The sequence below is a fragment of the Streptomyces sp. NPDC046335 genome (genome assembly GCF_055587985.1).
Window position 1 is genome coordinate 21,388 of sequence record NZ_JBVJFF010000003.1, and the last position, 24,004, is coordinate 45,391.

General features: G+C 73.8%; 23 protein-coding genes. 9 read left to right on the forward strand and 14 right to left on the reverse strand.

Annotation, left to right across the window (positions count from 1 at the left end; genetic code table 11):
• Window position 1: 1 nt before the first annotated feature.
• Both ACZ6JY_RS07040 and ACZ6JY_RS07045 read left to right on the forward strand, forming a co-directional pair.
• Window positions 2-1,354 carry a phosphatase PAP2 family protein gene (locus ACZ6JY_RS07040; protein WP_469193063.1) on the forward strand — a complete coding sequence of 451 codons (1,353 nt, stop codon included), beginning with the start codon at window positions 2-4 and terminating at the stop codon, window positions 1,352-1,354.
• 255 nt (window positions 1,355-1,609) lie between these two features.
• Window positions 1,610-2,080 carry an SPW repeat protein gene (locus ACZ6JY_RS07045; protein ID WP_469193065.1) on the forward strand — a complete coding sequence of 157 codons (471 nt, stop codon included), beginning with the start codon at window positions 1,610-1,612 and terminating at the stop codon, window positions 2,078-2,080.
• 58 nt (window positions 2,081-2,138) lie between these two features.
• On the opposite strand, the gene ACZ6JY_RS07050 is transcribed toward ACZ6JY_RS07045, so the two are convergent.
• Window positions 2,139-3,155: a DNA topoisomerase IB gene (locus ACZ6JY_RS07050; protein ID WP_469193067.1), complete on the reverse strand. Its 1,017-nt coding sequence runs from the start codon at window positions 3,153-3,155 to the stop codon at window positions 2,139-2,141.
• Window positions 3,156-3,296: 141 nt separating this feature from the next.
• Here ACZ6JY_RS07050 and ACZ6JY_RS07055 point away from each other — a divergent pair, with 141 nt between their 5' ends.
• Both ACZ6JY_RS07055 and ACZ6JY_RS07060 read left to right on the forward strand, forming a co-directional pair.
• Window positions 3,297-3,773 (forward strand): DUF5709 domain-containing protein, encoded by a 477-nt coding sequence (locus tag ACZ6JY_RS07055; protein ID WP_469193069.1) that lies wholly within the window; start codon window positions 3,297-3,299, stop codon window positions 3,771-3,773.
• A gap of 77 nt (window positions 3,774-3,850) precedes the next feature.
• Window positions 3,851-6,388 (forward strand): ATP-dependent Clp protease ATP-binding subunit, encoded by a 2,538-nt coding sequence (locus tag ACZ6JY_RS07060; protein ID WP_469193071.1) that lies wholly within the window; start codon window positions 3,851-3,853, stop codon window positions 6,386-6,388.
• Window positions 6,389-6,413: 25 nt separating this feature from the next.
• Here ACZ6JY_RS07060 and ACZ6JY_RS07065 read toward each other — a convergent pair whose 3' ends face one another.
• The 3 genes from ACZ6JY_RS07065 to ACZ6JY_RS07075 form a co-directional block, all read right to left on the reverse strand.
• Complete coding sequence (locus tag ACZ6JY_RS07065; protein WP_469193073.1) at window positions 6,414-6,722, reverse strand: hypothetical protein; 309 nt, start codon at window positions 6,720-6,722, stop codon at window positions 6,414-6,416.
• Window positions 6,723-6,729: 7 nt separating this feature from the next.
• Window positions 6,730-8,388: a catalase gene (locus ACZ6JY_RS07070; protein ID WP_469193075.1), complete on the reverse strand. Its 1,659-nt coding sequence runs from the start codon at window positions 8,386-8,388 to the stop codon at window positions 6,730-6,732.
• Between the two features lie 122 nt (window positions 8,389-8,510).
• Window positions 8,511-8,669: a hypothetical protein gene (locus ACZ6JY_RS07075; RefSeq protein ID WP_469193077.1), complete on the reverse strand. Its 159-nt coding sequence runs from the start codon at window positions 8,667-8,669 to the stop codon at window positions 8,511-8,513.
• Between the two features lie 141 nt (window positions 8,670-8,810).
• Here ACZ6JY_RS07075 and ACZ6JY_RS07080 point away from each other — a divergent pair, with 141 nt between their 5' ends.
• The 4 genes from ACZ6JY_RS07080 (at window position 8,811) to ACZ6JY_RS07095 (ending at window position 11,538) form a co-directional block, all read left to right on the forward strand.
• The gene (locus ACZ6JY_RS07080) at window positions 8,811-9,620 is read left to right on the forward strand and encodes an SDR family oxidoreductase (protein WP_469193078.1); all 810 of its coding nucleotides are present in this window, start codon (window positions 8,811-8,813) and stop codon (window positions 9,618-9,620) included.
• Window positions 9,621-9,812: 192 nt separating this feature from the next.
• Entirely contained in the window at window positions 9,813-10,517 is a 705-nt protein-coding gene (locus ACZ6JY_RS07085) for a nucleotidyltransferase family protein (protein WP_469193080.1), read from the forward strand.
• Window positions 10,514-10,768 (forward strand): hypothetical protein, encoded by a 255-nt coding sequence (locus ACZ6JY_RS07090; protein ID WP_469193082.1) that lies wholly within the window; start codon window positions 10,514-10,516, stop codon window positions 10,766-10,768. Before ACZ6JY_RS07085 ends, ACZ6JY_RS07090 begins: the two co-directional genes overlap by 4 nt.
• A complete protein-coding gene (locus tag ACZ6JY_RS07095; protein WP_469193084.1) occupies window positions 10,765-11,538 on the forward strand; it encodes a metallophosphoesterase family protein in 774 nt (257 codons plus the stop codon). Before ACZ6JY_RS07090 ends, ACZ6JY_RS07095 begins: the two co-directional genes overlap by 4 nt.
• 25 nt (window positions 11,539-11,563) lie before the next feature.
• Here ACZ6JY_RS07095 and ACZ6JY_RS07100 read toward each other — a convergent pair whose 3' ends face one another.
• The 3 genes from ACZ6JY_RS07100 to ACZ6JY_RS07110 form a co-directional block, all read right to left on the reverse strand.
• A complete protein-coding gene (locus tag ACZ6JY_RS07100; RefSeq protein ID WP_469193085.1) occupies window positions 11,564-12,358 on the reverse strand; it encodes a glycosyltransferase family 9 protein in 795 nt (264 codons plus the stop codon).
• Between the two features lie 15 nt (window positions 12,359-12,373).
• A complete protein-coding gene (locus ACZ6JY_RS07105; protein WP_469193086.1) occupies window positions 12,374-13,360 on the reverse strand; it encodes an NAD-dependent epimerase/dehydratase family protein in 987 nt (328 codons plus the stop codon).
• 146 nt (window positions 13,361-13,506) lie between these two features.
• Complete coding sequence (locus ACZ6JY_RS07110; RefSeq protein WP_469193088.1) at window positions 13,507-14,253, reverse strand: SDR family oxidoreductase; 747 nt, start codon at window positions 14,251-14,253, stop codon at window positions 13,507-13,509.
• A gap of 472 nt (window positions 14,254-14,725) precedes the next feature.
• Between ACZ6JY_RS07110 and ACZ6JY_RS07115 the strand changes: the two genes are divergently transcribed.
• Entirely contained in the window at window positions 14,726-16,000 is a 1,275-nt protein-coding gene (locus tag ACZ6JY_RS07115) for an MFS transporter (RefSeq protein WP_469193886.1), read from the forward strand.
• Window positions 16,001-16,005: 5 nt separating this feature from the next.
• Here ACZ6JY_RS07115 and rfaE2 read toward each other — a convergent pair whose 3' ends face one another.
• From rfaE2 to ACZ6JY_RS07150, 7 genes are all read right to left on the reverse strand, one after another.
• Window positions 16,006-17,412 carry a D-glycero-beta-D-manno-heptose 1-phosphate adenylyltransferase gene (gene rfaE2, locus ACZ6JY_RS07120; protein WP_469193090.1) on the reverse strand — a complete coding sequence of 469 codons (1,407 nt, stop codon included), beginning with the start codon at window positions 17,410-17,412 and terminating at the stop codon, window positions 16,006-16,008.
• Complete coding sequence (locus ACZ6JY_RS07125) at window positions 17,409-18,056, reverse strand: D-sedoheptulose-7-phosphate isomerase (RefSeq protein ID WP_469193092.1); 648 nt, start codon at window positions 18,054-18,056, stop codon at window positions 17,409-17,411. The genes rfaE2 and ACZ6JY_RS07125 overlap by 4 nt, the downstream gene beginning before the upstream one ends.
• A gap of 118 nt (window positions 18,057-18,174) precedes the next feature.
• Window positions 18,175-19,437: a glycosyltransferase gene (locus ACZ6JY_RS07130; RefSeq protein ID WP_469193094.1), complete on the reverse strand. Its 1,263-nt coding sequence runs from the start codon at window positions 19,435-19,437 to the stop codon at window positions 18,175-18,177.
• Complete coding sequence (locus ACZ6JY_RS07135; RefSeq protein WP_469193096.1) at window positions 19,434-20,399, reverse strand: glycosyltransferase; 966 nt, start codon at window positions 20,397-20,399, stop codon at window positions 19,434-19,436. Before ACZ6JY_RS07135 ends, ACZ6JY_RS07130 begins: the two co-directional genes overlap by 4 nt.
• Before the next feature lie 91 nt (window positions 20,400-20,490).
• A complete protein-coding gene (locus ACZ6JY_RS07140) occupies window positions 20,491-21,186 on the reverse strand; it encodes a D-glycero-alpha-D-manno-heptose-1,7-bisphosphate 7-phosphatase (RefSeq protein ID WP_469193098.1) in 696 nt (231 codons plus the stop codon).
• The gene (locus ACZ6JY_RS07145; RefSeq protein ID WP_469193100.1) at window positions 21,183-22,271 is read right to left on the reverse strand and encodes a glycosyltransferase family 2 protein; all 1,089 of its coding nucleotides are present in this window, start codon (window positions 22,269-22,271) and stop codon (window positions 21,183-21,185) included. Before ACZ6JY_RS07145 ends, ACZ6JY_RS07140 begins: the two co-directional genes overlap by 4 nt.
• Window positions 22,271-23,944 (reverse strand): carbamoyltransferase family protein, encoded by a 1,674-nt coding sequence (locus ACZ6JY_RS07150; RefSeq protein WP_469193101.1) that lies wholly within the window; start codon window positions 23,942-23,944, stop codon window positions 22,271-22,273. The genes ACZ6JY_RS07145 and ACZ6JY_RS07150 overlap by 1 nt, the downstream gene beginning before the upstream one ends.
• Window positions 23,945-24,004 lie beyond the last annotated feature (60 nt).

Here is a 24,004-nt window from a genome sequence, read left to right on the forward strand (position 1 = left end):
GTTGATATCTATGGCATCGCGAATAACTTCGCGGGAAAACTACAGAAACCTGGTCACCGCTTGGCGCCGGCCGCGGGCGCTGCTGTGGACCGCGGTCGTCGTGGTGGGGCTGGGGTTCCTCGTCGCGCTGGAGATCGCCGCGCGCCACTACGGCCTGCCGGGGCCGATCACGAACCAGGCGCGCGAGGTGCTCTTCGCACCCAAGTCGGGGCCGCTGCTGTACGCCAGCATGGCGTTGATGATGGTGGTGCTCACCTGGCGGCAGCGGTTCATCGCCGCCGGTGTCGCGGTCGGCATCGACGTCGTCTTCTTCCTGGTGCGCTGGGTGGTCGACGCCAAGATGATGTTCGGCAACGGCGCGCTGTGGGTGATCATCGGCGTCGCGGTCGTCGCCGTCGTCCGCCGCACCGGCTCGGAGCGCGTCCTGCTCCTGAAGGGCGTCGGCCTCGGTCTGCTCCTGGTGGCGGGCCGCAAGACCGGTGACACCTGGCTGCTCATCACCTCGAAGACCCGCCCCCAGGTGCTCGACCAGTACGTGGGCACCGCCGATCACGCGCTCGGCAATCCCTCCTGGCTGGTGGGCCGCCTGGTCGAGGCCTCGGGCCCGGTCGGCGCGCACGTCCTCGACTACGTGTACATCCAGCTCGCCGTGGCCGCGGTCATCGTCGCCCTGTACCAGCTGCGGAACGTCGCGACCGAGCGCCGCTTCCCGGGCCACCACCTGGTGCGCACCTTCCTGGTCATCGGCCTGCTCGGCCCGGCCTTCTACATGATCTACCCGGTGGTGGGACCGATCTTCGCGTACGGCGCCGACGGCGGGCAGTTCGCGACGGCCGACCTGTGGCCGGACGTCATGCCGCCGCTGAGCGCCCCGCAGCACATGGACTTCAACGAGATCACCCCGCGCAACTGCATGCCGAGCCTGCACACGGCGTGGGCCACCACGATCTTCATCCACTCCCGCAGGGGCCCGCGCCTCCTGCGGTTCGCGGGCACGTTCTGGCTGATCGCCACGCTCGGCGCGACGCTGGGCTTCGGCTACCACTACGGCGCGGACATCATCGCGGGCGTCGTCTTCGCGTTCACGATCGACGCGGCGATGCGCGCGCTCGACCGCGGCTGGGACAGGTCGGCGGTCCAACTGGTCGCCTACGGCGCGGCGGTCTTCACGCTGCTCCTGCTGTCGTACCGCTTCATTCCGATGCCGATGGCCAAGCACCCGTACGTCTTCGGCCCGCTCATGGTCCTGGCGATGGTCTCGGTGATCTACGGCTACATGCGCACCACCAAGCTCTGGGAACCGAAGCTCGCCCCTGCACCGAAACCGGCGGAGGCGCAACCGGAGATGGTGTGAGCGGACAGCACCGGAGCATGGGGCCGGAAGGGGGACACGTCCCCCTTCCGGCCCTTGTTCTTGCCTCTCCGATCGCGTACGACAACACGGACATAGCCGAGTATTCTGGACGCACGGCGAGGTCTTCCGCCCCGCCTTCGAGTCCTGGTCCGGCCGTGTGACGCCGTCCTGGCGTCGGGTTCGCGGCCCCGTCCGCAGCACAGAACCACCTAGCTGGAGGTGGACGCAGTGACAACCTCTCCCAGGTCGCCGTCCATGGAAACGCACCCCGACATCGTCGACATGCGGGCCCGCCACGAGAGTGCCGAGCGCATGGCGAGCACACCGAAGGTGCAGGCCATCGACACCTTGGCCTTCCTGACAGGCCTTTACCTGGCCGCTTCGCCCTGGATCGTGGGCTTCAACGGCCTCACGCGCCTCAGCGTCGTCAACCTCATCGTCGGCATCTCCTACGCGCTGCTGATGAGCGGCGGCTTCGGGCGGGCCTACGACCGGAGCCACAGCATGGCCTGGGCCGCCTGTGCCCTGGGCCTGTGGACCATCGTCGCGCCCTGGGTCGTCGCGGGTGACCAGAGCACCACGCGGACCGTGGTCAGCAATGTCATCACCGGCGCCATCGCCACCCTGCTCGCCCTGGCCGCCGCCATGGCCGCCAAGAAGGCGGAGTCGCAGGGCGGCGCGGGACGCGGCAGGAGGAGCGGCGTGTACCGGGCCGGATCCGGTTGACCGACACGTGACGTCACCACGCGCCCCACGGCCACCACGCCGTGGGGCGCGACGCCGTTCACGTCAGCAGTCTCAGCACCGCCTCCTCGATCGCCCCCTGCGTCGCCGGACGGCCGCCGTCGCCCAGGCGGTCCAGGTCGCCGGCGATCGTGCGGCCCTCGTCGAACAGCTCGATGACCCGGGGGTTGATGTACGAGGCCCGGCACACCGCCGGAGTGTTGCCGAGGTACTCGCTGACCTCGCGGACCGCCCGGGTGACGGCCCGTTTGCGGGCGGTCCTCGACTCCTCGGCGATCCGTTCCGACACGGCGAGGGCGACCGCCGCGAGGACGGTGGCGTGCCAGGTGCGGAAGTCCTTGGCGGAGATGTCGCGGCCCGCGCTGTCCCGCAGGTAGGCGTTGAGTTCGCCGGCGTGCACCTCGTGCCAGGCACCGCCATGCCAGTACGCGAAGAGCCGGTCGCTCCCGCCCTTCCTGCGCAGCAGGGAGCGCAGGACCTTGCAGGCGGGCGGGTCGACGAGCGCGCGTGTCTGCGTCTTGGAGTACTTCGCCGGGTACGTGAGACAGACCTCGCCGGACCGGCAGGAGACGTGCTCCCTGAGGAGGGTGGTCAAGCCGTACGTGCCGTGGTCCCGCCGGTAGGACTCGTTGCCGATCCGGAAGAAGCCGAGGTCGAGCATCCGTACGGCGCAGGCGAGGACCCGTTCGCGGCTGAGGCCGCGCCCGGCGAGGTCCTGTGCGACCTGGGCGCGCACGTCGGGGAGGGCGGCGGCGGCTTCGAGCACGTGCTCGTGCTTCGCCGCCTCCTGCTGCTCGCGGAAGCGCGGGTGGTAGAGGTACTGGCGCCTGCCCGCGGCGTCGGTGCCGACGGCTTGCAGGTGTCCGTTGGGCCACGGGCAGATCCACACGTCCCGCCAGGCCGGCGGGATGACGAGCCGCCGCAGGCGCTCCTTCTCCCCGGGGTCGGTGACGGGGCGCCCCGAGGCATCCGTATAGCGGAATCCGCGGCCCGAACGGACGCGGGTGAGCCCGGGTCCTTCGATGTGGCTGGTCCGCAGCCGCCGCGTCTCGCGCATGGTTCAAAAGTGCCCCGGAAGCGTGCCGCCAGACCGCCCGGCGGGGCGTTTGGCTCAGTCCGCCGCGGGCACTTCGAGCACCTACGCGCGACGATCTAAGGGCGAAGCGCGATCTCTGACGACCCCTAGCGCGAGGTAGTGATGAGCGACCAGAACATGGCGGACGACGCCTACCAGCCCACCGGCGACAACGAGGAGCAGGAGGACGCGGCTCCGCTGGACCTCCAGGACGCGGTGGACGAGCGTAGTTACGACGACATCCTCGACGAGGGCTACTCGCCGCCGGAGAAGCCCCTCGGCGTCAACAAGACGGGCACCACGGCGGAGGAGCAGCACGAGGGCGAGACGCTCGACGAGCGGCTCGCGCAGGAGGTGCCCGACACGGAGCCCGCGGGCGGTGACGGCATCGGCGACCTGCGGGACGGCGAGGGCGAGCCCGTGGACCCGGAGGCCGGGGAGAGCCGCGCGGGCCGCCTCGTCGCCCCGGACGAGGGCGCCCACACGGACACCACGAAGGAGGTCGTCGCGACGGACGAGGGGATCGACGGGGGCGCGGCGTCCGCCGAGGAGGCCGCGGTCCACGTCGTCCCCGACGAGGAGATGCCACCCGCCCCCTAGGTACGGGTACGCGAAACGGGTACGACACGATCACGCACCAGGGTGTCCCGGGTGCAGGGACGCCGGAACGGACGGCTATGAGCAGCGGTTTCATCGGCCCCGAAGGGTTCGGGCAGGACCCGTTCGGGGAGCTCTTCGCACGGTTCCTCGGCAGCGGCCGACGGCAGATCGACATCGGCAGGATGATGAGCGGCCCGGCGCGGCAGCTCGTGGCGGCCGCGGCCTCGTACGCGGCCGAGCGCGGCAAGAGCAACCTCGACACCGAGCATCTGCTGCGGGCGGCGCTGACCATCGAGCCGACCCGCGGCCTTGTCGCGCGCTCGGGGGCAGACCCCGAGCAGATCGCCGAGGAGATCGACCGGCACTCCGCGGAGACCGAGGGCGCCGTGCCCACGCAGGCCGTCGCGCTCACCCCGGCCGTGAAGCGTGCCCTGCTCGACGCGCACGAGGTGGCGCGGGCGGTCGGCGCCGGGTACATCGGCCCGGAGCACATCGTCATGGCGCTTGCCGCCAACCCCGACTCGGCGGCCGGGCACATCCTCAACGCGGCCCGCTTCGACCCGGGCCCGTCCCCGCAGCCGCCGCAGGGCCAGTCGGGCGGCCACGCCGAGCAGCGGCAGGGCGGCGGTGGCGGTGGCGGCGCGACGCCCACCCTCGACCAGTTCGGGCGGGACCTGACCGCGCGGGCCGCCGAGGGCGGCGTGGACCCGGTGATCGGCCGCGAGGAGGAGATCGAGCAGACCATCGAGGTGCTCTCCCGGCGCGGCAAGAACAACCCGGTGCTGATCGGTGACGCGGGCGTCGGAAAGACGTCCGTGGTGGAGGGCCTGGCCCAGCGGATCGCCGACGGCGACGTACCGGAGACCCTGGCGGGCCGCCGCGTCATCGCCCTCGACCTGTCCGGGGTCGTGGCGGGCACCCGCTACCGCGGTGACTTCGAGGAGCGGCTGAACAGCATCATCGAGGAGGTCCGCGCCCACTCCGACCAGCTGATCGTGTTCATCGACGAGCTGCACACCATGGTCGGGGCCGGCGGCGGCGGTTCCGAGGGCGGCTCGATGGACGCGGGCAACATGCTCAAGCCCGCCCTCGCCAGGGGTGAGCTGCACGTCATCGGGGCGACCACCCTGGAGGAGTACCGGCGCTACATCGAGAAGGACGCCGCGCTCGCCCGCCGCTTCCAGCCGATCCTGGTCGCGGAGCCGAGCCCGGCGGACGCGGTGGAGATCCTGCGGGGGCTGAGCGACCGCTACGAGGCGCACCACCAGGTCCGCTACGCCGACGACGCGCTGCTGGCCGCCGTGGAGCTGTCCGACCGCTATCTCACCGAGCGCTTCCTGCCCGACAAGGCCATCGACCTCATGGACCAGGCGGGCGCGCGGGTGCGGCTGCGGGCCAGCACGAAGGGCACCGACGTACGGGCCCTGGAGCGCGAGATGGAGCAGCTCACCCGGGACAAGGACCAGGCGGTGGCGGCGGAGCAGTACGAGCGGGCCACCGAGCTGCGGGACCGTGTCACCGACCTCGCCCGCAAGATCGGCGCGGGGCGGAGCCGCGAGCCGGGCGACGGGCAGATCGTGGAGGTGACCGCCGAGGACATCGCCGAGGTGGTGTCCCGGCAGACCGGCATCCCGGTGAGCACCCTCACACAGGAGGAGAAGCAGCGCCTGCTCGGTCTGGAGGCGCATCTGCACGAGCGGGTCGTCGGGCAGGAGGAAGCCGTCAGCGCGGTGGCGGAGGCGGTCCTGCGCTCCCGCTCGGGCCTATCGAGCCCGGACCGGCCCATCGGCAGTTTCCTCTTCCTCGGCCCGACGGGCGTCGGCAAGACGGAGCTGGCGCGGGCGCTGGCCGAGGCGCTGTTCGGCAGCGAGGACCGGATGGTCCGCCTGGACATGAGCGAGTTCCAGGAGCGGCACACCGTCAGCAGGCTCGTCGGGGCGCCACCCGGGTACGTGGGCCACGAGGAGGCGGGCCAGCTCACCGAGGCCGTCCGCCGTCACCCGTACTCGCTGCTGCTGCTCGACGAGGTGGAGAAGGCCCACCCCGATGTCTTCAACACCCTGCTCCAGGTCCTTGACGACGGACGTCTCACCGACGCGCAGGGGCGGACGGTGAACTTCACCAACACCGTCATCGTGATGACGAGCAACCTCGGCTCCGAGGCGCTGACCGGGCGCGGCGGCACCCTCGGCTTCCGCGCGGACGGGTCCGAGGCGGACGAGGAGGCGCGGCGCGAGCAGGTGATGCGGCCGCTGCGCGAACACTTCAGGCCGGAGTTCCTCAACCGTATCGATGAGGTGGTCATCTTCCGGCGGCTCACGGACGAGCAGCTCCGGCAGGTCACCGATCTCCTCCTGGAGGAGACCCGGCGCCGGCTGCACGCGCAGGACGTCACCATCGAGTTCACCCCGGCGGCGGTGGACTGGCTGGCACGGACCGGGCACCAGCCGGAGTACGGGGCGCGTCCGCTGCGCCGCACGATTCAGCGCGAGGTGGACAACCGGCTCTCCCGGCTGCTTCTGGACGGCCGGCTCACGCCGGGCAGCCGGGTCACGGTGGACGTCGAGGGCGACGCGCTGTCCCTGACCACCACGGCCGGGGCGCCGGCCGCCTGAGGGGACGTCGGGGCCGGTGCCCGGCTCACGGGCGGGGGTTCTCCCGCCGCCACGGGGGCCGGGCGTCGGCCCCCGTGCGTCCGGCGACGGAGGCGCACCGCGGGCAGAGCCGCTGTACGCGGTCGGCGGCGCCGCCGGACTCGGGGATGGCGTCGGTCCACGGCACATGGGGGAAGCGGGTGAGCTGCGAGCGGTGCAGGGAGAGCCCGCAGACGGTCTCGTTGCGGCCCGGCTCCCAGGCGTGCGCCTCCCCGGAGGGCAGCCTGCGGCGGCCCTCCTCCTCCTCGACCCACTGCCCGGAGGCCGCGACCGCGTACCTCTTCCTCCTGACCACGGCTGTGTCAGCGCGAGACGACGTGTCGCTCGTCGGGGACGCAGTGCGTCATGGTCAGCCCCTCGACGTCGCGCGGCGGGTTCTCGCCGAGGTTGGCGAGCCGCTTGCGGTCCTCCTCGGTCAGGTCCTGGCTCGCCAGCGGCTGGAGTCCCGCGACGTCCTTGGGCCCGATGCCGAGGCCCTCGCCGATCCTCAGACCGAGGTCGTTCTCGACGAGCAGGAAGTGCCAGACCATCCGCTCCTGAACCGCCCGGTCACACTGGGACAGCATGCCGACGAGGTTCTCCACGAGGTCGTCGCGCTCCCACTGCTCCATCAGGAGGTAGCGCTGGCCCGCCTGGAGGTAGTCGTTGGTGCGCGGGATGCGCCTGCGGGTGAGCCTGCCGCGGATCTCGGGGCCCTGTTCGTCCTCGGTGGCGTACTGGGCCTCGCGCAGGCCGCCGGTGATGGACGGCTCGTAGTTGACGATGGGGTTCTCGCCGCCGCGGTCGACGTGGTAGGTCATCTGTCCGTCGCGCTGGTTGGTGCGGACGTTCGCGTTCTTGGCGTGGTTGACCGGGAGTTGCAGGTAGTTGGGGCCGACGCGGTGGCGCTGGGTGTCGCTGTAGGAGAAGGTGCGGCCCACGAGCATCTTGTCGTCGGAGAAGTCGAGGCCGTCGACCAGGACGCCGGTGCCGAAGGAGATCTGCTCGTTCTCCGCGAAGTAGTTGTCCGGCATCCGGTCGAGCACCATCCGGCCGACGGCCTTGGGCGGGAAGTCCTGCTCGGGCCAGGTCTTGGTGTCGTCGAGCGGGTCGAAGTCCAGCTCGGGGTGGTCGTGGTCGTCCATGACCTGGACGAGCAGCTCCCACTCGGGGTGGTCGCCGCGCCCGACCGCCTCGTACAGGTCCTTGGTGGCGTGCCCGAGGCCCTGCGCCTGTACGTTGGCGGCGTCCTCCGCGGTCATGCTGCGGACGCCCAGCTTGGGCATCCAGTGGTACTTGACCAGGAGGGACTCGCCCTGTGCGTTGACCCACTTGTAGGTGTTGACGCCGAAGCCCTGCATGTGGCGGTAGTCCGAGGGGATGCCGCGCGGGCTGAACAGGTTGACCAGCATGTGCATGGACTCGGGCGTCTGTGACATGAAGTCGAAGATGCGGCGCGGCTGCTGCTCGAAGGTGACGGGGTCCGGCTTGAGCGCGTGGATGACGTCGGGGAACTTGATCGCGTCGCGGATGAAGAAGACGCCGAGGTTGTTGCCGACGAGGTCCCAGTTGCCGTCCTCGGTGTAGAACTTCACGGCGAAGCCGCGGGGGTCGCGGGCCGCCTCGGAGGAGTCACGGCCGCCGATGACGGTGGAGAAGCGCACGGCGACGTCGGTGCGCTTGCCGCGCTCCTGGAAGAGCTTGGCCCGGGTGAAGCGGGCGATCGGCTCGTCGCCGAAGGTCCCGTACGCCTCGAAGAAGCCGTACGCGGTGACGCCGCGGGCGTGGACGACGCGCTCGGGGATGCGCTCGCGGTCGAAGTGGCTGATCTTCTCCAGGAACTGGTAGTTCTCCAGCGTCGCGGGGCCGCGGGCGCCGACGGTGCGCTGGTTCTGGTTGTCGTGGACCGGGTGGCCCTGCCGGTTGGTGAGCGTCTCCCGGTTGTCGTCCGGGGCGGGGCCCTTGCTCGATACGTCGGTCACTGCGTCTGCTCCTTCGACCCGAGATCGGCACGTGCTCCGTGCCTGGTGATCATGGTTTGCCGTGGTGTGTCCGGGGCTGCCGTCGGTGCGGGTCTGAGCTGTCCGCGCCGAGGGAGCCGCGCTCACCCGTCCGTGTCGTCCGCGTCCTGGTCGTCGTCCCCCTCGGCCTGCGAGGGCGTCGTGCGCGGCGGATCGGTCCGCTCGTCCTGGGCCGTCCGGCCCGTGCCGTCGGCGCCCGTGTCCCGCTCGCCCTCGGCCTGCGACGGGGTGTTCTCACTCATGAGGTACGCCTCCCATTCAGCCCGGTACATTCCGATATGTCCATGGTCGCCCCGGGCGGCGGCCGTGTCCGTTCGTGGCGTGCGCCACCGGGTACCCGATCGCCTCGCCCTCACCCGAAAAGCCCAAAAAGGGAGACCCCCATGACCGACCTCACCGCTCCCCCGGCCAAGGCGGCCGTCGTCACCGGCGCGGACTCCGGCATCGGCCGCGCCACGGCCGTCCGGCTCGCCGCGGCAGGACTGGACGTGGGGATCACCTGGCACACCGACGAGGAGGGCGCGAAGAGGACGGCCGAGGAGGTGCGCGGCCACGGCAGGCGCGCGGAGGTCGCCCGGATGGACCTGAGCCGGCTGCCCGACGAGGCGGCCGTGGTCGACCGGCTCGCCGAGCGGCTCGGCCGGATCGACGTACTGGTCAACAACGCGGGTACGGGCACCGCGACGCCCTTCCTCGACCTCACCCACGAGGACGTGCGGCACGTCGTCGACGTGGACCTCATCGGCCCGTTCCTCTGCGGCCAGCACGCCGCGCGCCGGATGATCCGGCAGGGCGACGGCGGCCGCATCGTCAATGTGACCTCCGTGCACGAGCACCAGCCCCGCGTGGGCGCGGCCCCGTACTGCGCGGCCAAGGGCGGGCTCGGGCTGCTGACCCAGGTGATGGCCCTTGAGCTCGCGGAGCACGGCATCACCGTCAACGCGGTGGCCCCCGGCGAGATCGCCACGCCCATGACCGGCCAGGAGGACACGGACGTGCACACCGAGAGCCGCCCCGGTATCCCGCTCGGCCGCCCCGGCGACGCCCGGGAGATCGCCGCCATCATCGCGTTCCTCGCGGGCCCCGACGCCTCGTACGTGACCGGCGCCTCCTACGTCGCCGACGGCGGCATGGTCCGGATGGGCCCCCAGGCGGGCTCCCACCTCCACAGCGACGCCTGGCGGCGGCCCTGAGGTGACCCCCGCGGCCCTGCGGTATAAGGAAAGAGCGACATCGCGCGGCCCCGCACGTCAGGAGGCCGGCGGCGAAGCGGCCCGTGTCGAAGTCGGCGGACCGGGTACCGGTGGTGCCTGGAGCAGGGATCGTCTCAGACGGCCGACCTGCACGGTCAGTGCAGCAGCCGGCGTCCGGAAACGGAGCAGCAGGTGACGCGGAACGCAGAGAACGCCACTCCCGACCACGCCGCCGGCGAGCGACAGCAGCCGGTCACCGAGCTGCGTCCGGCGGCCGGGCCCATCGGGGTGAACGAAGCCCGGCACGACGCCCCCGCGGAGGAACTCCCGCCCGACCTCAACCAGGCCATCCTGGAGGCGGCCAAGCAGGTGGGTTCCCTGCTGAAGAGGAACGGCCACGACTTCGCCCTCGCGGGCAGCGTCGCCGTGTACGCGCACGGCGGGGCGGGGAACCTCCAGCACGACGCCGACTTCTGCATCAAGCCGGAGGACGCCGAGACGGTCGCGGCGACGCTCACCGAAGCAGGCCTGACGGTGTATCAGCCGCCCGAGGACTGGCTGCTCAAGGCCAAGTGCCTGGGCCAGGACATCGACCTCATCTTCGAGCTGGCCCACCAGCCCGTCACCGCCGACCTGCTGGCACGGGCCGCCGAACTGCCGGTGGACTCCGTACGGATGCCGGTCCTGGCGCCGACCGACCTGATGCGGGCCCTGCTCGCCGCGTTCTCCGAGCACCACTGCGACTTCGGCGCCGTCCTGCCGATCGCGCGGCAGCTCCGCGAGATGGTCGACTGGGAGACCGTCCGCCGCGAGTACGAGGACGCTCCGATGCCGGCCGCCTTTCTCTATCTGCTGGAACGCCTTCAGGTCGTCGCACCGCGAGGAGGAGACCGATGAACGACCCGGCCAACGTCGAGTACCGCATCGCCCACTTGCAGGAACGGCTCGCCGCCGAGGAACAGGGCGAGCTGGGCCTGCGCGTGGAGAACCGCGGCTCGTCCGTCACGGTCGCCGGGACCGTGCCCACGGCGCACTGCCGCGAGGAACTGCTGCGCACCGTGCGCGAGGAACTGGAGGGTCTCACGGTCCACTGCGACATCGTGGTCGCCGAGACGGCGACCCCGGACCACCCGGAGGAACTGTCATGATCCGCGTCGCAGCCGTCGGGGACATCCACATGGGCCTCGACAGCCGAGGAGTGCTCCGGCCCGCCTTCGAGACCCTGCCCGACTGTGCCGACCTGCTGCTCCTGGCCGGTGACCTCACCCGCCACGGCACACCGGAGGAGGCCCGGGTGGTCGCCGAGGAGGTCACGGGGCTGCCGGTCCCCGTCATCGCGGTGCTCGGCAACCACGACCACCACGACGAGAAGCCCGACGAGGTCACCGCGATCCTGCGCGACGCGGGGGTACGGGTGCTCGAAGGCGAGGGCACGGTCGTCGAGGTCGACGGGGCGCGCCTGGGCGTCGCGGGCACCAAGGGGTTCGGCGGCGGGTTCGTCGGGCGCTGCGGCAGCGAGTTCGGCGAGCGGATGATGAAGGACTTCATCCGGTACACCCGCCGCTGCGCGGACGGCCTGCGGACCTCCCTCACCGATCTCGCCGAGCAGGGCTGCGAGGCCCGCGTGGCGCTCACGCACTTCGCGCCCGTGCCGGACACCCTGGCGGGCGAACCCCCGGAGATCTACCCGTTCCTCGGCAGCTATCTGCTGGCCGAGGCCGTCGACGCGGTGGGCGCGGACCTCGTCGTCCACGGCCACGCGCACGCGGGCACCGAACACGGGATGACCAGCGGCGGCGTGCCGGTGCGCAACGTGGCCCAGCCGGTCATCCGCAAGGCGTTCAACGTCTACCACCTGCGGGGCCGCGAGCACGCGGAGCCCGCGACGGCCGCCGCTTCCGCCGAGCGGCCGGGCTGAGCGGCGGGGCGTCGGCCCGTACGTACTACGCCGTCTGCCGCGCCAGCAGCTTCTGCACCGAGCGGACCACGTCGAGGGCCGTGCCGCGGGGGCGGACGACCGGGGCGCCCGCGGCGGCGGCGAGGTGCGCGGGGCCCGTACTGCCCGCGATGACGGCGTCGGCGGCGCGCAGGACGCCCGACAGGGTCCGCAGGTCCGTGCGGCCGCCCAGGTCGACGGCGGTGTCGCCGCTGACCCGCCGGGTCAGGCCGGTCTCCTCGGGCCCGCCGGTGACGACGACGCGGTGGCCGGTGTCGGCGAGCAGGGCGACCGCATCGGCCGCGCGTTCGGCGCCCCGGCCGCGGGCCGAGGCGTCGGCGCCCGGGTGCAGCACGACGTACGGGCCGTTGCCCGTGAGGCCGGTGGTGTCGGGGCCGGGGTGGACGCGGAGCCTGCCGTCGTCCCCGTGCCGCGGGTGGAAGCCGAGGGCCGCCGCCGTGTCGAGCGCCGCCTCGGCGTCGTGCGCGGTGCCGCCGGCCCCGACGCGGGGCACCTGCGCCGCCCGCAGCAGCGCGGCCGTCAGCGTGCTCTCCCCGGGGGAGGCCAGGACGAGCGCGACGTCGAACGCCGCCTCCGCCAGGCGCCGGCGCGGCCCGTCACCCTCCCACGGCGCCCGCGGTACGAGGACGTCGTCGACGCCGGGCAGCAGCCGTGCCGCGGGTTCGCCGCGGGGTCCGCACACCACCGTCACGTGGTCCGCCGAGGCCGCGACGGCGCGGACCGCCGGACCTGCCAGAAGTACCCCGGACATGCTGTCGGGGCAGACCACGAGCGCCTTCATGACACATCCTCCCTCTCACCACGAGCACGCATGCCGTGTGCCCCTCTCCGCGCCCGGCACGCCTTGGCCTCCGCCTTCGGAGCGGGCCTCGGCGCGGCGGTCGAGGCAGTCGGCGATGGTGCGCTTCAGCCCGTCGTCCCAGCCCGTCCTCGGGATCCAGCCGAAGAGCTCGTGGGCGAAGCCCGTCAGGGGCCGGGGCGGCTCGGGGACCGCGGCGCCCGTGTACCGCAGAGGCGCGTCGGAGCCGGTCAGGGCGAGGACCCTGCGGGCGATCTCCGCCACGGTGGTCCCGTCGTCGCCCCCGATGTCGACCGGCCGCACCGACCGGCTCGCGGCCACCAGGAGCACGCCGTCGACCGTGTCGTCGATGTAGCAGAGGGAGGGCGCGTGGCTGCCGTCGCCGGGGACGGTGACCGGTTCGCCGTCGAGGGCCTGCCGGATGAGTCCGGGGACCATGCCGCCGTCACCGGGCCCCATGCGCGGCCCGTACGCCGGGAAGACCCGCACGATCCCGGCGTCGGCCTCCTCCACGCTCACGTAGGCGGTGGTCAGGGTCTCGGCGAAGCGCCGGGCCTCGTCACGGGCGCTGTCGCGGGGCGGGGCCCCCTCGGCGTGGCAGGTGGAGGCGAGCAGGAAGCGGGCGCCGTCCCTGCCGGCCACGGCGAGGGCGTTGCGTGTGCCCAGGCTGGCGGCGTCGAGCGCGTCCAGCGGGCGCTGCCGCGAGGCGGCGGGCGGGGCGAGGCACGCGAGGTGCAGCACGAGGTCGTACGGTCCCGCGAGGGTGTCCGGGGTGCCGGGCCGCGCGAGGTTCCGCTCCAGGTGGCGGAAGCGGGGGTGGCCGGCGAGGTGGGCGATGTCGCGGGCGGCGCCGAGCGGCAGGTCGTCCACGCAGTCGACCGCGACGCCCGCGTCGAGCAGGCGCTCGCACAGATGTGAGCCGAGGAATCCGGTACCGGCGGTCACCAGGGCGTGCCGCCAGGGGGGCGGGGCCACGGGAGCCATGGAGAACATCGCCTCCGTGCCGGGAGGCCTCGCGTGACGCGCCATGAGGGGGCCTGCGCGAAGGCTCGTGGGAGAACTCGTGGGAGAACTCGTGGGAGAGCTCGTGGGAGAGCTCGTGGGACGACGCATGGGAGCACCTTTTCGTCTCAGGGCCAGGACGGCTCCCTGCGGGGTACGACGACCAGCTCGCCCACCACGCTGCCCGCCGGGACCGAGAGCGCGTACAGGACCGTGTCGGCCACGATGTCCGGGCTCTGGAGCATCGTGACGTCGGCGTCGGGGAAGCGCTCCATGATGAACGCGGTCTCCATGCCGCCCGCGATGACGCCCGTGACGCCGATGCCGACGCAGTCGCGCTGCGCCTCCTTGAAGAGCGTGTGGGTGAACGCTCGCAGGCCCGACTTGGCCGACGCGTAGGGTCCCGCCTCGGTCCAGGTGCGGTTCGCCGCGGTGGACAGGATGTTCACGATGTGGCCGCCGCCACGGGCGATCATGCGGCGGTAGGTCTCCAGGCAGAGGTACATGGGTCCGAGCAGGTTGGTCTCGACGACCCGGGTCACCTCGTCGGCCGTCAGGTGCTCGATCGGCTTGGAGACGTCCACGGCGGCGTTGTTGACCAGGATGTCCACCGGCTCCCCGGCCTCGTCGAGATCCCGGAAGACCGCGGCCACGCCCACGGCGTCGCGTACGTCCATCTCCACGAAGCGGGCGTCGCCCCCCTCGCCGGTGAGCTCCGCGCAGAGCTCCACGGCGAGGTCCTTGCGGACGTCGGCGACCAGGACGGTGGCCCCGGCCGCGGCGAGGCGCTGGGCGATCGAGGCGCCGAGGCCCCGGGCCGCGCCGGTCACCAGCGCGCGTCTGCCGTGGAGGTCGATCTGTGCTGCGGCGCCCATGCTGTGCCTTCCTTGGTTTCCTGCCTCCCACTGTGACCCGGAGCACGCCGCACGGCACGTCGGGAGCCGCCGGAGAAGCCGCCGGAGAAGCGTGTGAGCAAGCACACCAGAAGTACGAATGCCCGCGTACGGCAAGGGAGTTGGCGCTCCACGGCCGGTCGCGGGGGCGAAGCGTCCCGAAGCGGGGCAGAAGCGCTTCAGGACCATCTGCCACGATGGTCATCGCCGTACTCCGGAGTGTCCGCGACGACGTGACGCCGGCCAGGAGACGCCTACTCGGCGACACGGCGCCGAACAGATCCGGTGGAGCGACCGCGCAGAGCTGCGCGCGTCCGGAAACACCGCCGGAACCACGCTTGAGTCCCCGCCGACTCGCCCGAGCCCCGAGTAGCCTGTGTCTTCTTCTTCTCCCTTGTCCTCTCCTGCCCAGGACGCGTCACGGTCGCCGTGGCGGTCGCTGAAGTACCGCAGCATGCGCTGGTGGTCGGTCGCGAACTTCGTGTCGAACGCCGGTACGTGGATGCAGCTCACCGTGCAGAACCTGCTGGTGCTCCAGATCACCGGCTCCGCGGCGGCCACCGGTCTCTCCATGTCCGTGCAGGCCGCGCCCGCGCTGCTGATGAGCGTCGTGGGCGGCGCCGCGGTCGACCGCTGGCCCCGCAAGCTCACGGCCGCCGTCAGCCAGGCGCTACTGGGCGTCATCGCCTTCACGACCGCCGTCCTGGTGGCGTGCGGCGGGCTGAACCTGACCGTCCTCATGGGGCTCGCCGCCGTGACCGGCGTCATCGCCACCGTCGACGGGCCCGCGTGCTCGCTGCTCGGCAACGACCTCGTGCCCCCGGAGGACGTGCCCTCGGCCATCGGCGTGGGCTCGCTCGTGCACAGCGCGGGGCGGCTCGCGGGCGCCGCGCTCGGCGGTGTCACGGTCGGCTTCCTCGGCACGGCCGCGGCCTACGCCGCCAACGGCGTGTCGTTCCTCTTCGTGGCCTCGGTCATACCCTTCCTGCGTCCCGCCTACGGGGCGGTGCGCGGGGCGGTGGCCGAGCGGCCGAAGGATGCCACCGCGACGGTGGGCGAGAACACGACCGTGGGCGAGAACATGACCGTGCGGCAGGGCATCGCGTACTTCATGCGGCGGCCCCGCCTGGTCGCCCTCGCGGGCATCACCGGGATCAGCGCGGTCTTCGGCCGGAACTACAACCTCACGCTGGTCGTGCTGGTCACCGGGCCGCTGGCCGGGAGCGCGGGGGCGTTCGGCACGGTCTCGACGGTGCTTGCGGTCGGCGGCATCATCGGCGCGGTGCTCGGCGCCCGGCTGCGGAAGCCGTCCGTGCGCCTGGTGGGCACGCTGGCCGCGGCGGGAGGCCTGTTGCAGGTCCTCGCGGGCCTCTCCCCCACCTTCGCGGTCCTGCTCGTCCTCGTCCTGCCGATGGCCGTCGTGGAATCGGTCTCCGACACCGCGGGCACGACGGTCCTCCAGACCGACCCGCCGGCCCACATGCGCGGCCGCGTCCTCGGCGTGTGGGGCAGCATCAGCACGGCCTGGGGCCTGGGCGGCCCGCCCGCGCTCGGCCTCCTCATGGAACTGGCCGGCGCACGCGGCGCCCTCGTCGCGGGCGGCCTCCTCATCGCAGGATCGGTCGGCGCGGGCCTCCTGCTGCGCAGGCGCGGCGTCGGCTCCCCGGTACTGGTCCGGACGGACACGAACGAGGCCACGGCCCAGCCCGCGCTGAGCACGGCCGCGTAACCACCTCACGGTGTCTCCCGCTGGGTAGCGGGTACCACCGCTGCCGCTCTGCGGGCCAGCAGTGTCGTCGAGCGGCCGTCCAGGTACGGCAGGACCACCGCCTGGCCGCCCCAGGCCCGCAGGGTCTCCGCCTCGGGGAGGTCCTCGACCGAGTAGTCGCCGCCCTTCACCCAGACATCGGGGCGGAGCTTCGCCAGGAGGTTCTGCGGGGTGTCCTCCTCGAAGACCGCCACCGCGTCGACGCTGCCCAGCGCCTCCAGGACGCGGACGCGGTCGGCCTGGCGGTTGAGGGGGCGGCCGGGGCCCTTGCGGCGGGTCAGGGACTCGTCGGAGTTCAGGCAGACGATCAGGCAGTCGCCGATGCCCCGGGCGCTCTCCAGGAGGCCGACATGGCCCGCGTGGAGGAGGTCGAAGCAGCCGCCGGTCGCCACGACCGTGCCGCCGCGCGCCCGTACCCGCTCCACGAGGGTGAAGGCGTCGGTGCGGGCGCTCTCCTCCGGCGGGGCCGCGGGCGTCGTCCGCCACAGCGCGGGGTTCGTCGCGCCGCCCGCCGACACGAACGCGGCGGCCTCCGCGACGGCCCGCTGAAGCGCCTCCTCCGGCAGCGCGCCGTCGGCGAGCGCCGCGGCCGTGGTCGCCGCGAAGCAGTCACCGGCGCCGCACGCGTCGCCGGTGGCGCGGTAGGGGGACGGCACGAGCATCGGCGTGCCCGAGCCGGGGCGGGTGAGCAGGACGCCCCGGTCGCCGAGGGTCACCGCGACGCCGGAGACCCGCCAGCGCTCGGCGAGCTCCGCGCCCCGCCCCGCGTAGGCGCGCAGCGTCTCGTCCTCGCCACCGCACAGCGCGCGGGTCTCCGCGGCGTTGGGGGTGACGAGCCGCGCTCCGGGCACGGGGTCGTCGCCCTTGGGGTGCGGGTCCCAGACCAGGGGTGTACGCGGCGTGACGGCCACCAGTTGTTCGCGTACGGCGCTCGCGGTGTGCCGCCCGTAGTCGGCGACGAGGACGGCGTGCGCCCCGGCCAGCGCGTCGCGCACCGCGGCGTCGGGCTCGCCCGGTGTGCCGCCGCCCCGGTCGATGCGGACCAGCGGCCGCCCGGAGGCGATGACGCGGGTCTTCACCGGCAGGGTGCCTTCGAGCGGCAGCTCCACCAGGCGCACCCGGCCGCGGAGTTCGCGGCGCACGGCCTCGCTCGCGGGGTCGTCGCCGAGCGCGGTCACCAGGGTCACGTCGCGTCCGCCGCGGGCGGCGAGCGCGGCGGCGAGACCTGCGCCGCCGGGGTGCCGCCGGTCGACGGTGACGTCGACGACGGGCGCGCAGGCGTCCGGCGAGAGCCGGGTGGCGATGCCTTCGATGTCCTCGTCGAGCAGGACGTCCCCGACGACGACGAGCGGCTTGGGACCGGTGTTCTTCATGACACGCTCCCGTTGACTCGGATCACACTCGGTACGGAGGTCCGCACCGCGGCCTCCGCCGGTTCGGCGACCGCCGCGTCGAAGGCCTCGCAGAGCAGGTGGACGGCGACGAGGTGGGCCTCCTGCACGGTCGCCGTGGTGTCGCCCGCGACGCTGAGGGAGTCGTGGGCGGCCTCGACGAGCGGGTTGGGGCCCGGCCCGGTGAGCGCCCAGACGCGCAGCCCCGCGGCCCGCGCCGCCACGGCGGCGGTGATGAGGTTGGCGCTGCGGCCCGAGGTGGAGAGCAGCAGCAGGATGTCCCCCGGCCTGCCGTGGGCGGCGACCTGGCGCGCGTACACGTGCTCGAACCCGTAGTCGTTGCCGATGGCGGTCATGCTGGACGTCTCGGCGTGCAGGGCGATCGCGGAGTACGCGGGCCGCTCCCGCTGGTAGCGGCCGACCAGCTCCGCGGTCAGGTGCTGCGCCTGGGCGGCGCTGCCGCCGTTGCCCGCGGCGAGCAGCCGGTTCCCCGCGGGCAGTGCGGCGGCGAGTCTGCCGCCCCAGTCCGTGATGCGGCCGAGGCCGTCCCGGCGCAGCCGGACGATCGCCCGCTCCAGGGATCGGCAGTGCAGATGTGCGGCGTCGAGTGCAGAGAATTCGCTCATGCTGTTCGGGCGTACCGCGTCCGCGGGGGACGGCGGCGGGCCCGCACCTCCTTCTGATGGGCCGCTGGGTCTTGGGCCGCCGGCTCCCGGGCCACGGGGCCCGGGGCCGGTCAGGGCCTCACACCGCGCCGACGCCCGTCACGACGGGCCGGGCGTCGAGCACTTCGCAGTAGGCGGCCTCGGTGGCCGCGGCGACCCGTGGCCAGCCGTACCGGCGCAGGGTCCTGCGGCGCCCCGCCTCGCCGCCCGCCTCGCGCCCCGCGGGATCGGCGAGGAGTCCGGCGACGGCGCGGGCGAGGGCCACGGGGTCGCGGGGCGGCACCAGGCGCCCGGTGGCCGGGTCGGCGACGGTGTCGAGCTGTCCGCCGACCGCGCTGGCGACGACGGGCCTGCCGCAGGCCATGGCCTCCAGCGGGACGATGCCGAACGGCTCGTAGTCGGCGGGGCACACCACCACGTCGGCCGCGCGCAGCAGCGGCGGCACGTCCACGCTCGGCACGCCGCCGGTGAAGCGGACCCGGTCGGCGACGCCCGCGTCCCGGGCGAGGGCGCGCAGCCTGCGCACCTCGGGGTCCTGGTCGAGCCGGTCGGCGGAAGGACCGCCGACGATCACCAGCTCGGTGTCGGGCAGCAGGGCGAGCGCGGCGACGGAGACCGCCGCGCCCTTGCGCGGAACGAGCCGGCCGAGCTGGAGCAGCTGGTGGCGCAGGGGGCCGCGCTCGGCGGCCGGGCCGCGCGGGGTGAACAGGTCGGTGTCGACGCCGCAGGGCACGACGCCGACCTTGGTGGCGGGTATGCCCATGCGGCCCAGTTCGGCGACCTCGTCGCGGCAGGTGGCGATGATGCGGTGGCAGCCGCGGCCCACCTCCGTCTCCAGGGCGACCCGGCGCGGCGGGCTGGGGTCGGCGAGCCGCTGGTGGCGCCGCTTCACCGTGCCGAGGGCGTGGTACGTGTGCAGCAGCGGCAGGCCGAGCTCGCGCGTGGCCCGGAGCGAGGCGAGCCCCGACATCCAGAAGTGCGAGTGCACCAGGTCGGGCGGGCGGTTGCGCCAGCTGCGGGCCATGTACCGCCCGAACTCGGCCATGTGGGGCAGGAGTTCGTCCTTGGGGATCGGCTCGGGCGGGCCCGCGGGCACGTGGCGCACCTCGACGCCGTCGCGCAGCGCCACCCGGTCGGGCAGGTCGCGCGCGTCGCGGCGGGTGTAGACGGTGACCCGGTGGCCGCGGTCGGCGAGGGCGCCCGCGAGGCAGGCGACGTGCACGTTCTGTCCGCCGGCGTCCACGCCGCCGAGGGCGGCGAGCGGGCTCGCGTGTTCCGAGACGAGCGCGATCGACAGCGCTCCGGGGATGCCGGGGTCGAAGGGGTCCAGGGACGAGGTCATGAGCACGCCTCCGTCATCACGCGCTCCCAGTCGGCGAGGAAGCGCTTGAGTCCATACCGTTCGAGTGCCGCCTGACGGGCGCGGGCGCCGTCCTCGGCCGCCGCCTCCGGTTCCGCCAGGTAGTGCCGGACCGCCCGCGCGAGGACGTCGGGGCGGGTGGAGAGGGTGCCGGTGCCGCGCGGTACGGCCTCGACCGCCTCGGTGGTGGCGAGCGCGACGACGGGCATGCCCAGGTGCATGGCCTCCAGGAGGGACAGGCCGAGCGACGTCCAGCGCACCGGGTGCAGGTAGAGGCGGCGTCGCGCGAGCGCGGCGTGCAGTTCGCCCTGGGGCAGGTCGGCGGCGCGGCAGCGGTCATCGGCCACGCCGAGGTGCGCGGCGAGGCCCTCGGTGCGCATGCCGAAGACGTCGAGGGGCGCCGCCTCGCTGAGGTGGGCCAGGAGGTCGGTGCCGGTGTACCGGCCGCGCCTGACCGGTTCGTTGACGACGACGGCCGCGCGGGCGAGCCGTCCGGTGTACTGGTGCCCGGGGTCGACGATGCCGTGCTCGATGACCTCGGTGCGCGTACCGCCGTTGTCCCAGAACAGCCGGTTGAAGTGCGTGACGTGCACGAGTGTGAGGTCGTCGCGGTCGGCGCAGGGGTGCCGGGTGTTCGGTACGTCGCCGTCCGGCGCGTTGTGCTCCAGGTACACCGCGGGCACGTCACGGCCTGGGCGCCGCCCGCCGAGCCACTGTTCGGCCAGGTCGCGTTCGTGCGGACGCTGGAGGACGACGAGGTCCACCTGCGCGTCGCGCAGCTCCCCGGGGGTGATCTCCCGTACGGAGTCGGGCCAGGCGAAGGTGCGTGCGCGGCCGAGCCCGTCCGGGCCGCGGTCCGGTGTGACGGGAACGAGGTAGGTGTGGGGCCCCTGCACGAACGCTGTCGTCCAGGAGCCGTGCACGTGCCACAGCAGGATGTTCATACGGTCGCTCCTCGTTCCGGCCCGGGCGCGCGGCCGGGTCCGGTCGGCGGGTGGGGCAGGGCGGCGGACACGAGAGGGGCGCGGGAGCCGTTCATCGCCGCTCCCCCTCCCCCGGCCGGACGCCGGAGGGGCGCGCGGCCCCGGTCCGGCGGCCGAGGACGAGGCCGACGGCGGTGAGCAGGTCGGGGGCGACGGCGTCCGCGGCGGCGGTCTCCTCGGCGCGGGTGACCGGGGTGGGCACGAGCACACCCCGCGCACCGGCGGCGCGCGCGGCGTCCACGTCGGCACCGATGTCGCCGATGACGACGGCGCGTCCGGCGGGCACCCCGAGCCGTGCGCACGCGGCGAGGACGAGCCCCGGCTCCGGTTTGCGGCAGCCGCAGCCGTCGCCGGGGCCGTGCGGGCAGATCGCCCAGACGGAGAACGGGCCGAGGAGTTCCTCGACGCGCCGCCGGACCGCGTCGACCTGGGCGCGCGACAACAGGCCGCGCGCGACGCCCGACTGGTTGCTCACCACGCCGGCCGGGACGCCCGCGGCCCGTACGGCGTCGACGGCCTCGCGGGCGGTCGGCATGAGCCGCACCCGCGCGGGGTCGCCGTTGTAGGGCACGTCGGCGACGAGGGTCGCGTCACGGTCGAAGAGGACGGCGGCGGGGAGGTCCCGGTCCGCCGCGCCCGGGCCGCGCGGCGGGGCGGGCCCGTCGATCAGCCAGGGCCCGTCGGCGGTCTCGGCGATGGCGGTGGTGACCCTGGGGGGCCGGGTCTGCGCGGCCGGGTGCCGGTTCATCGGCCGGCCTGTTCCCCGGTGAGCGGCCGAAGCGGCGTACCCGGCGGCCTCGACGGTCCCGACACCGGCCGCAGCGGCGCGGCCCCGCGGTGCGCGAGGTGGCCGCGCAGCCAGTGCCAGGTGGCGGCGGGCGGGATGAGCGCGCTGGTCACGGCCATGGCGACCACCTCCTCGCGGTGGCGGGGACCCGGCAGGATGCGGGCCAGGGCGAATTCGGCGGTACCGGCGAGCCAGCCGGCGGCGCAGGCGGTGGCGCCCGCGGGCCTGCGCAGCGCGGCGCAGGCGAGGGCGCCGAGGCCCGCCGCGGTCACCGCGAGGTGCCGGGGCAGCCGGCCGCGGGGAGCTGCGGCGCGGGTCCACCAGTCGGGGCCGTGCAGCCGGGTCATGAGCACGTCGTCCGCGTTGCCCCGCTGGAGGCGCACCGAGATCCAGCGGTCCGCGGGGCGTACCGGATGGGCCGTGGAGCGCGCCCCTCGGGCCACCGTCCAGCCGTCGGCGAGTACCCGCAGCGCCAGGTCGGCGTCCTCGCGGAAGGCGCGCCGGAACCGCTCGTCGAAGCCGCCGACGGCTTCGAGCGCCTCCCGGCGGTAGGCCATGTCGGCGGTGATCCACCGGGCGGTGGCGAGCCCCGCGGTACTGCGCTCCCAGTCCGTCGGCCTGCGGTCCGCGGGCAGCGGCACGTCGATGCGGGCGGTGACGGCGCCGTTGGCGGGGGTGGCCGCGGCGAGGTCGAGGGCGAGGTCGTCGCACCAGGTGGGCCCCGGCACCACGTCGTCGTCGAGGAAGACGACCCACGGCACCCGCATGGCCGCCCGCCAGCCGGTGTTCCTGGCCGCGGCGGGGCCGCGCGCCCTGCCCGGCACCACGGCGGTGACCGGGCGCAGGGCGGCCGGGACGTCGACCGGCAGCGGTGTGGTGCCGTGCTTGTGCGGCCGGTCGTCGACGAGGATCACGCTCTCGGGCTTCGGCCCTGTCGCGGCGGCGAGGGCGCGCAGGGTCGCGCCGAGGCTGGGCCGTCCGAGCGTGGGGATCACCACCGCGTACGTGCCTTCGGTGCCTTCGTGCCGTCGCTCGCGGGTGGCCATCAGGCACCGCCGTTCTCGTCGGCACGCAGGTCGGCGCGGAAGAGGTCCTGGCGGCGGATCGCGTACGGGCCGATGGCCAGGAGGTCGACGGGCGAGGAGCCGAAGCACTCCAGGGCGTCGCGCGGGTCGTCGACCATGGGGCGGCCCGCGGTGTTTAGGCTGGTGTTGACGACGACCGGCAGCCCGGTGAGCCTCTCGAACTCGCCCAGCATGCGGGCGACAAGGGGCTCGCGCGCCGCGTCGACGGTCTGGATGCGGGCCGTGCCGTCCACGTGCACGACGGCCGGTATCCGCTCCCGCCAGGACTCGGCCACATCGTGCACGAAGAGCATGTACGGGCTGGGCAGCGGCCCGTCGAAGATCTCCGGGGCCCGTTCGGCGAGCACCATCGGGGCGACCGGGCGGAACTGCTCGCGGCCCTTGACGTCGTTGAGGCGCTCCAGGTTGCCCGCGTGGCCGGGGTGGGCCATCAGCGAGCGGTGCCCGAGGGCCCTCGGGCCGTACTCGGAGCGGCCCTGGAACCAGGCGACGATCCGGTTGTCGGCCAGCGCCCGCGCCACGGTCCCCGCGATGTCCGCGGGCCGCTCGAAGCTGACGGCGGCCGTCTTCAGCCAGGCGCCCAGTTCGGCGTCCGTCCAGTCGCGGCCGAGGTCGGCGCCGGTCATGGGCTCGGGCTCGACGCCCTCGCCCGCGGTGAGCAGCAGCGCGCCGCCGAGGGCCGTGCCCGCGTCACCGGCCGCGGGCTGGACCCACACCCGGGAGAAGGGGCCCTCCCTGGCTATGCGGGAGTTGGCGACGCAGTTCAGGGCGACGCCGCCGGCGAGGGTGAGCACGCTGTCGTGGGTCTTGCCGTGCAGCCAGCGCGCCAGGTCGAGCATGGTCTCCTCAAGGACGGCCTGGGCGCTCGCGGCCACGTCGGCGTGGGCCTGCGTCCAGGGCTCGTCGGCGCCGCGGGGCGGGCAGAGTTCATGCCAGGGCACCGCGGTGGCGCGGAATCCGCCGTCGCCGGTCGGGTACACGTGCCTGCGCAGTTCGGGGAGCATGCGCGGGGTGCCGTGGGAGGCGAGGGCCATGACCTTGAACTCGTCGGAGGAGCGGAGGAATCCGAGGTGCCCGGTGAGTTCCTCGTAGACGAGGCCGAGGGAGTGCGGCAGGTCCTGCGCGTACAGCGCCCGGAGTTCGTTGCGCACGCGCCGCGCGGCGAGGTGCGAGGCGCGCTCGCCCCGGCCGTCGAGGACGAGCACCGAGGAGTCCTCGGCGCCCGGCGCGGCGAAGGCGCTGGAGGCGGCGTGCGCCATGTGGTGCGGCACGAAGCGGACGACGCCGGGGTCGAGGCCGGGCAGCGCGGCCTTGAGGAAGCCGGGCGCCTCACGGGCGTACGTCTGGCGCAGGTGGTCCCAGGGGTCGTCCAGCCCCATCGACTCGGCGGGCCGCGCGAGGCCCGGGTCGTAGGAGTAGGCGACGGCGTCGAGGTCCTCCGGACGGAGACCGGCCCTGCTCAGGCACCAGGCGGCGGCCTGCTCGGGCAGTTCCCAGGCCGAGAACGGCACGGGCCGCTTGCCGTGCTTGCGCCGGGAGAACCGCTCCTCCTCGGCGGCGGCGACGGTTCGGCCGTCGATCACGAGGGCGGCGGCGGGGTCGTGGAAGAGGGCGTTGATTCCGAGGATGCGCATGGGAGATCCGGCCTTCTTTCGGCGGTCGCGGGGACGGGGAACATGACCGGGCTGGTCTGG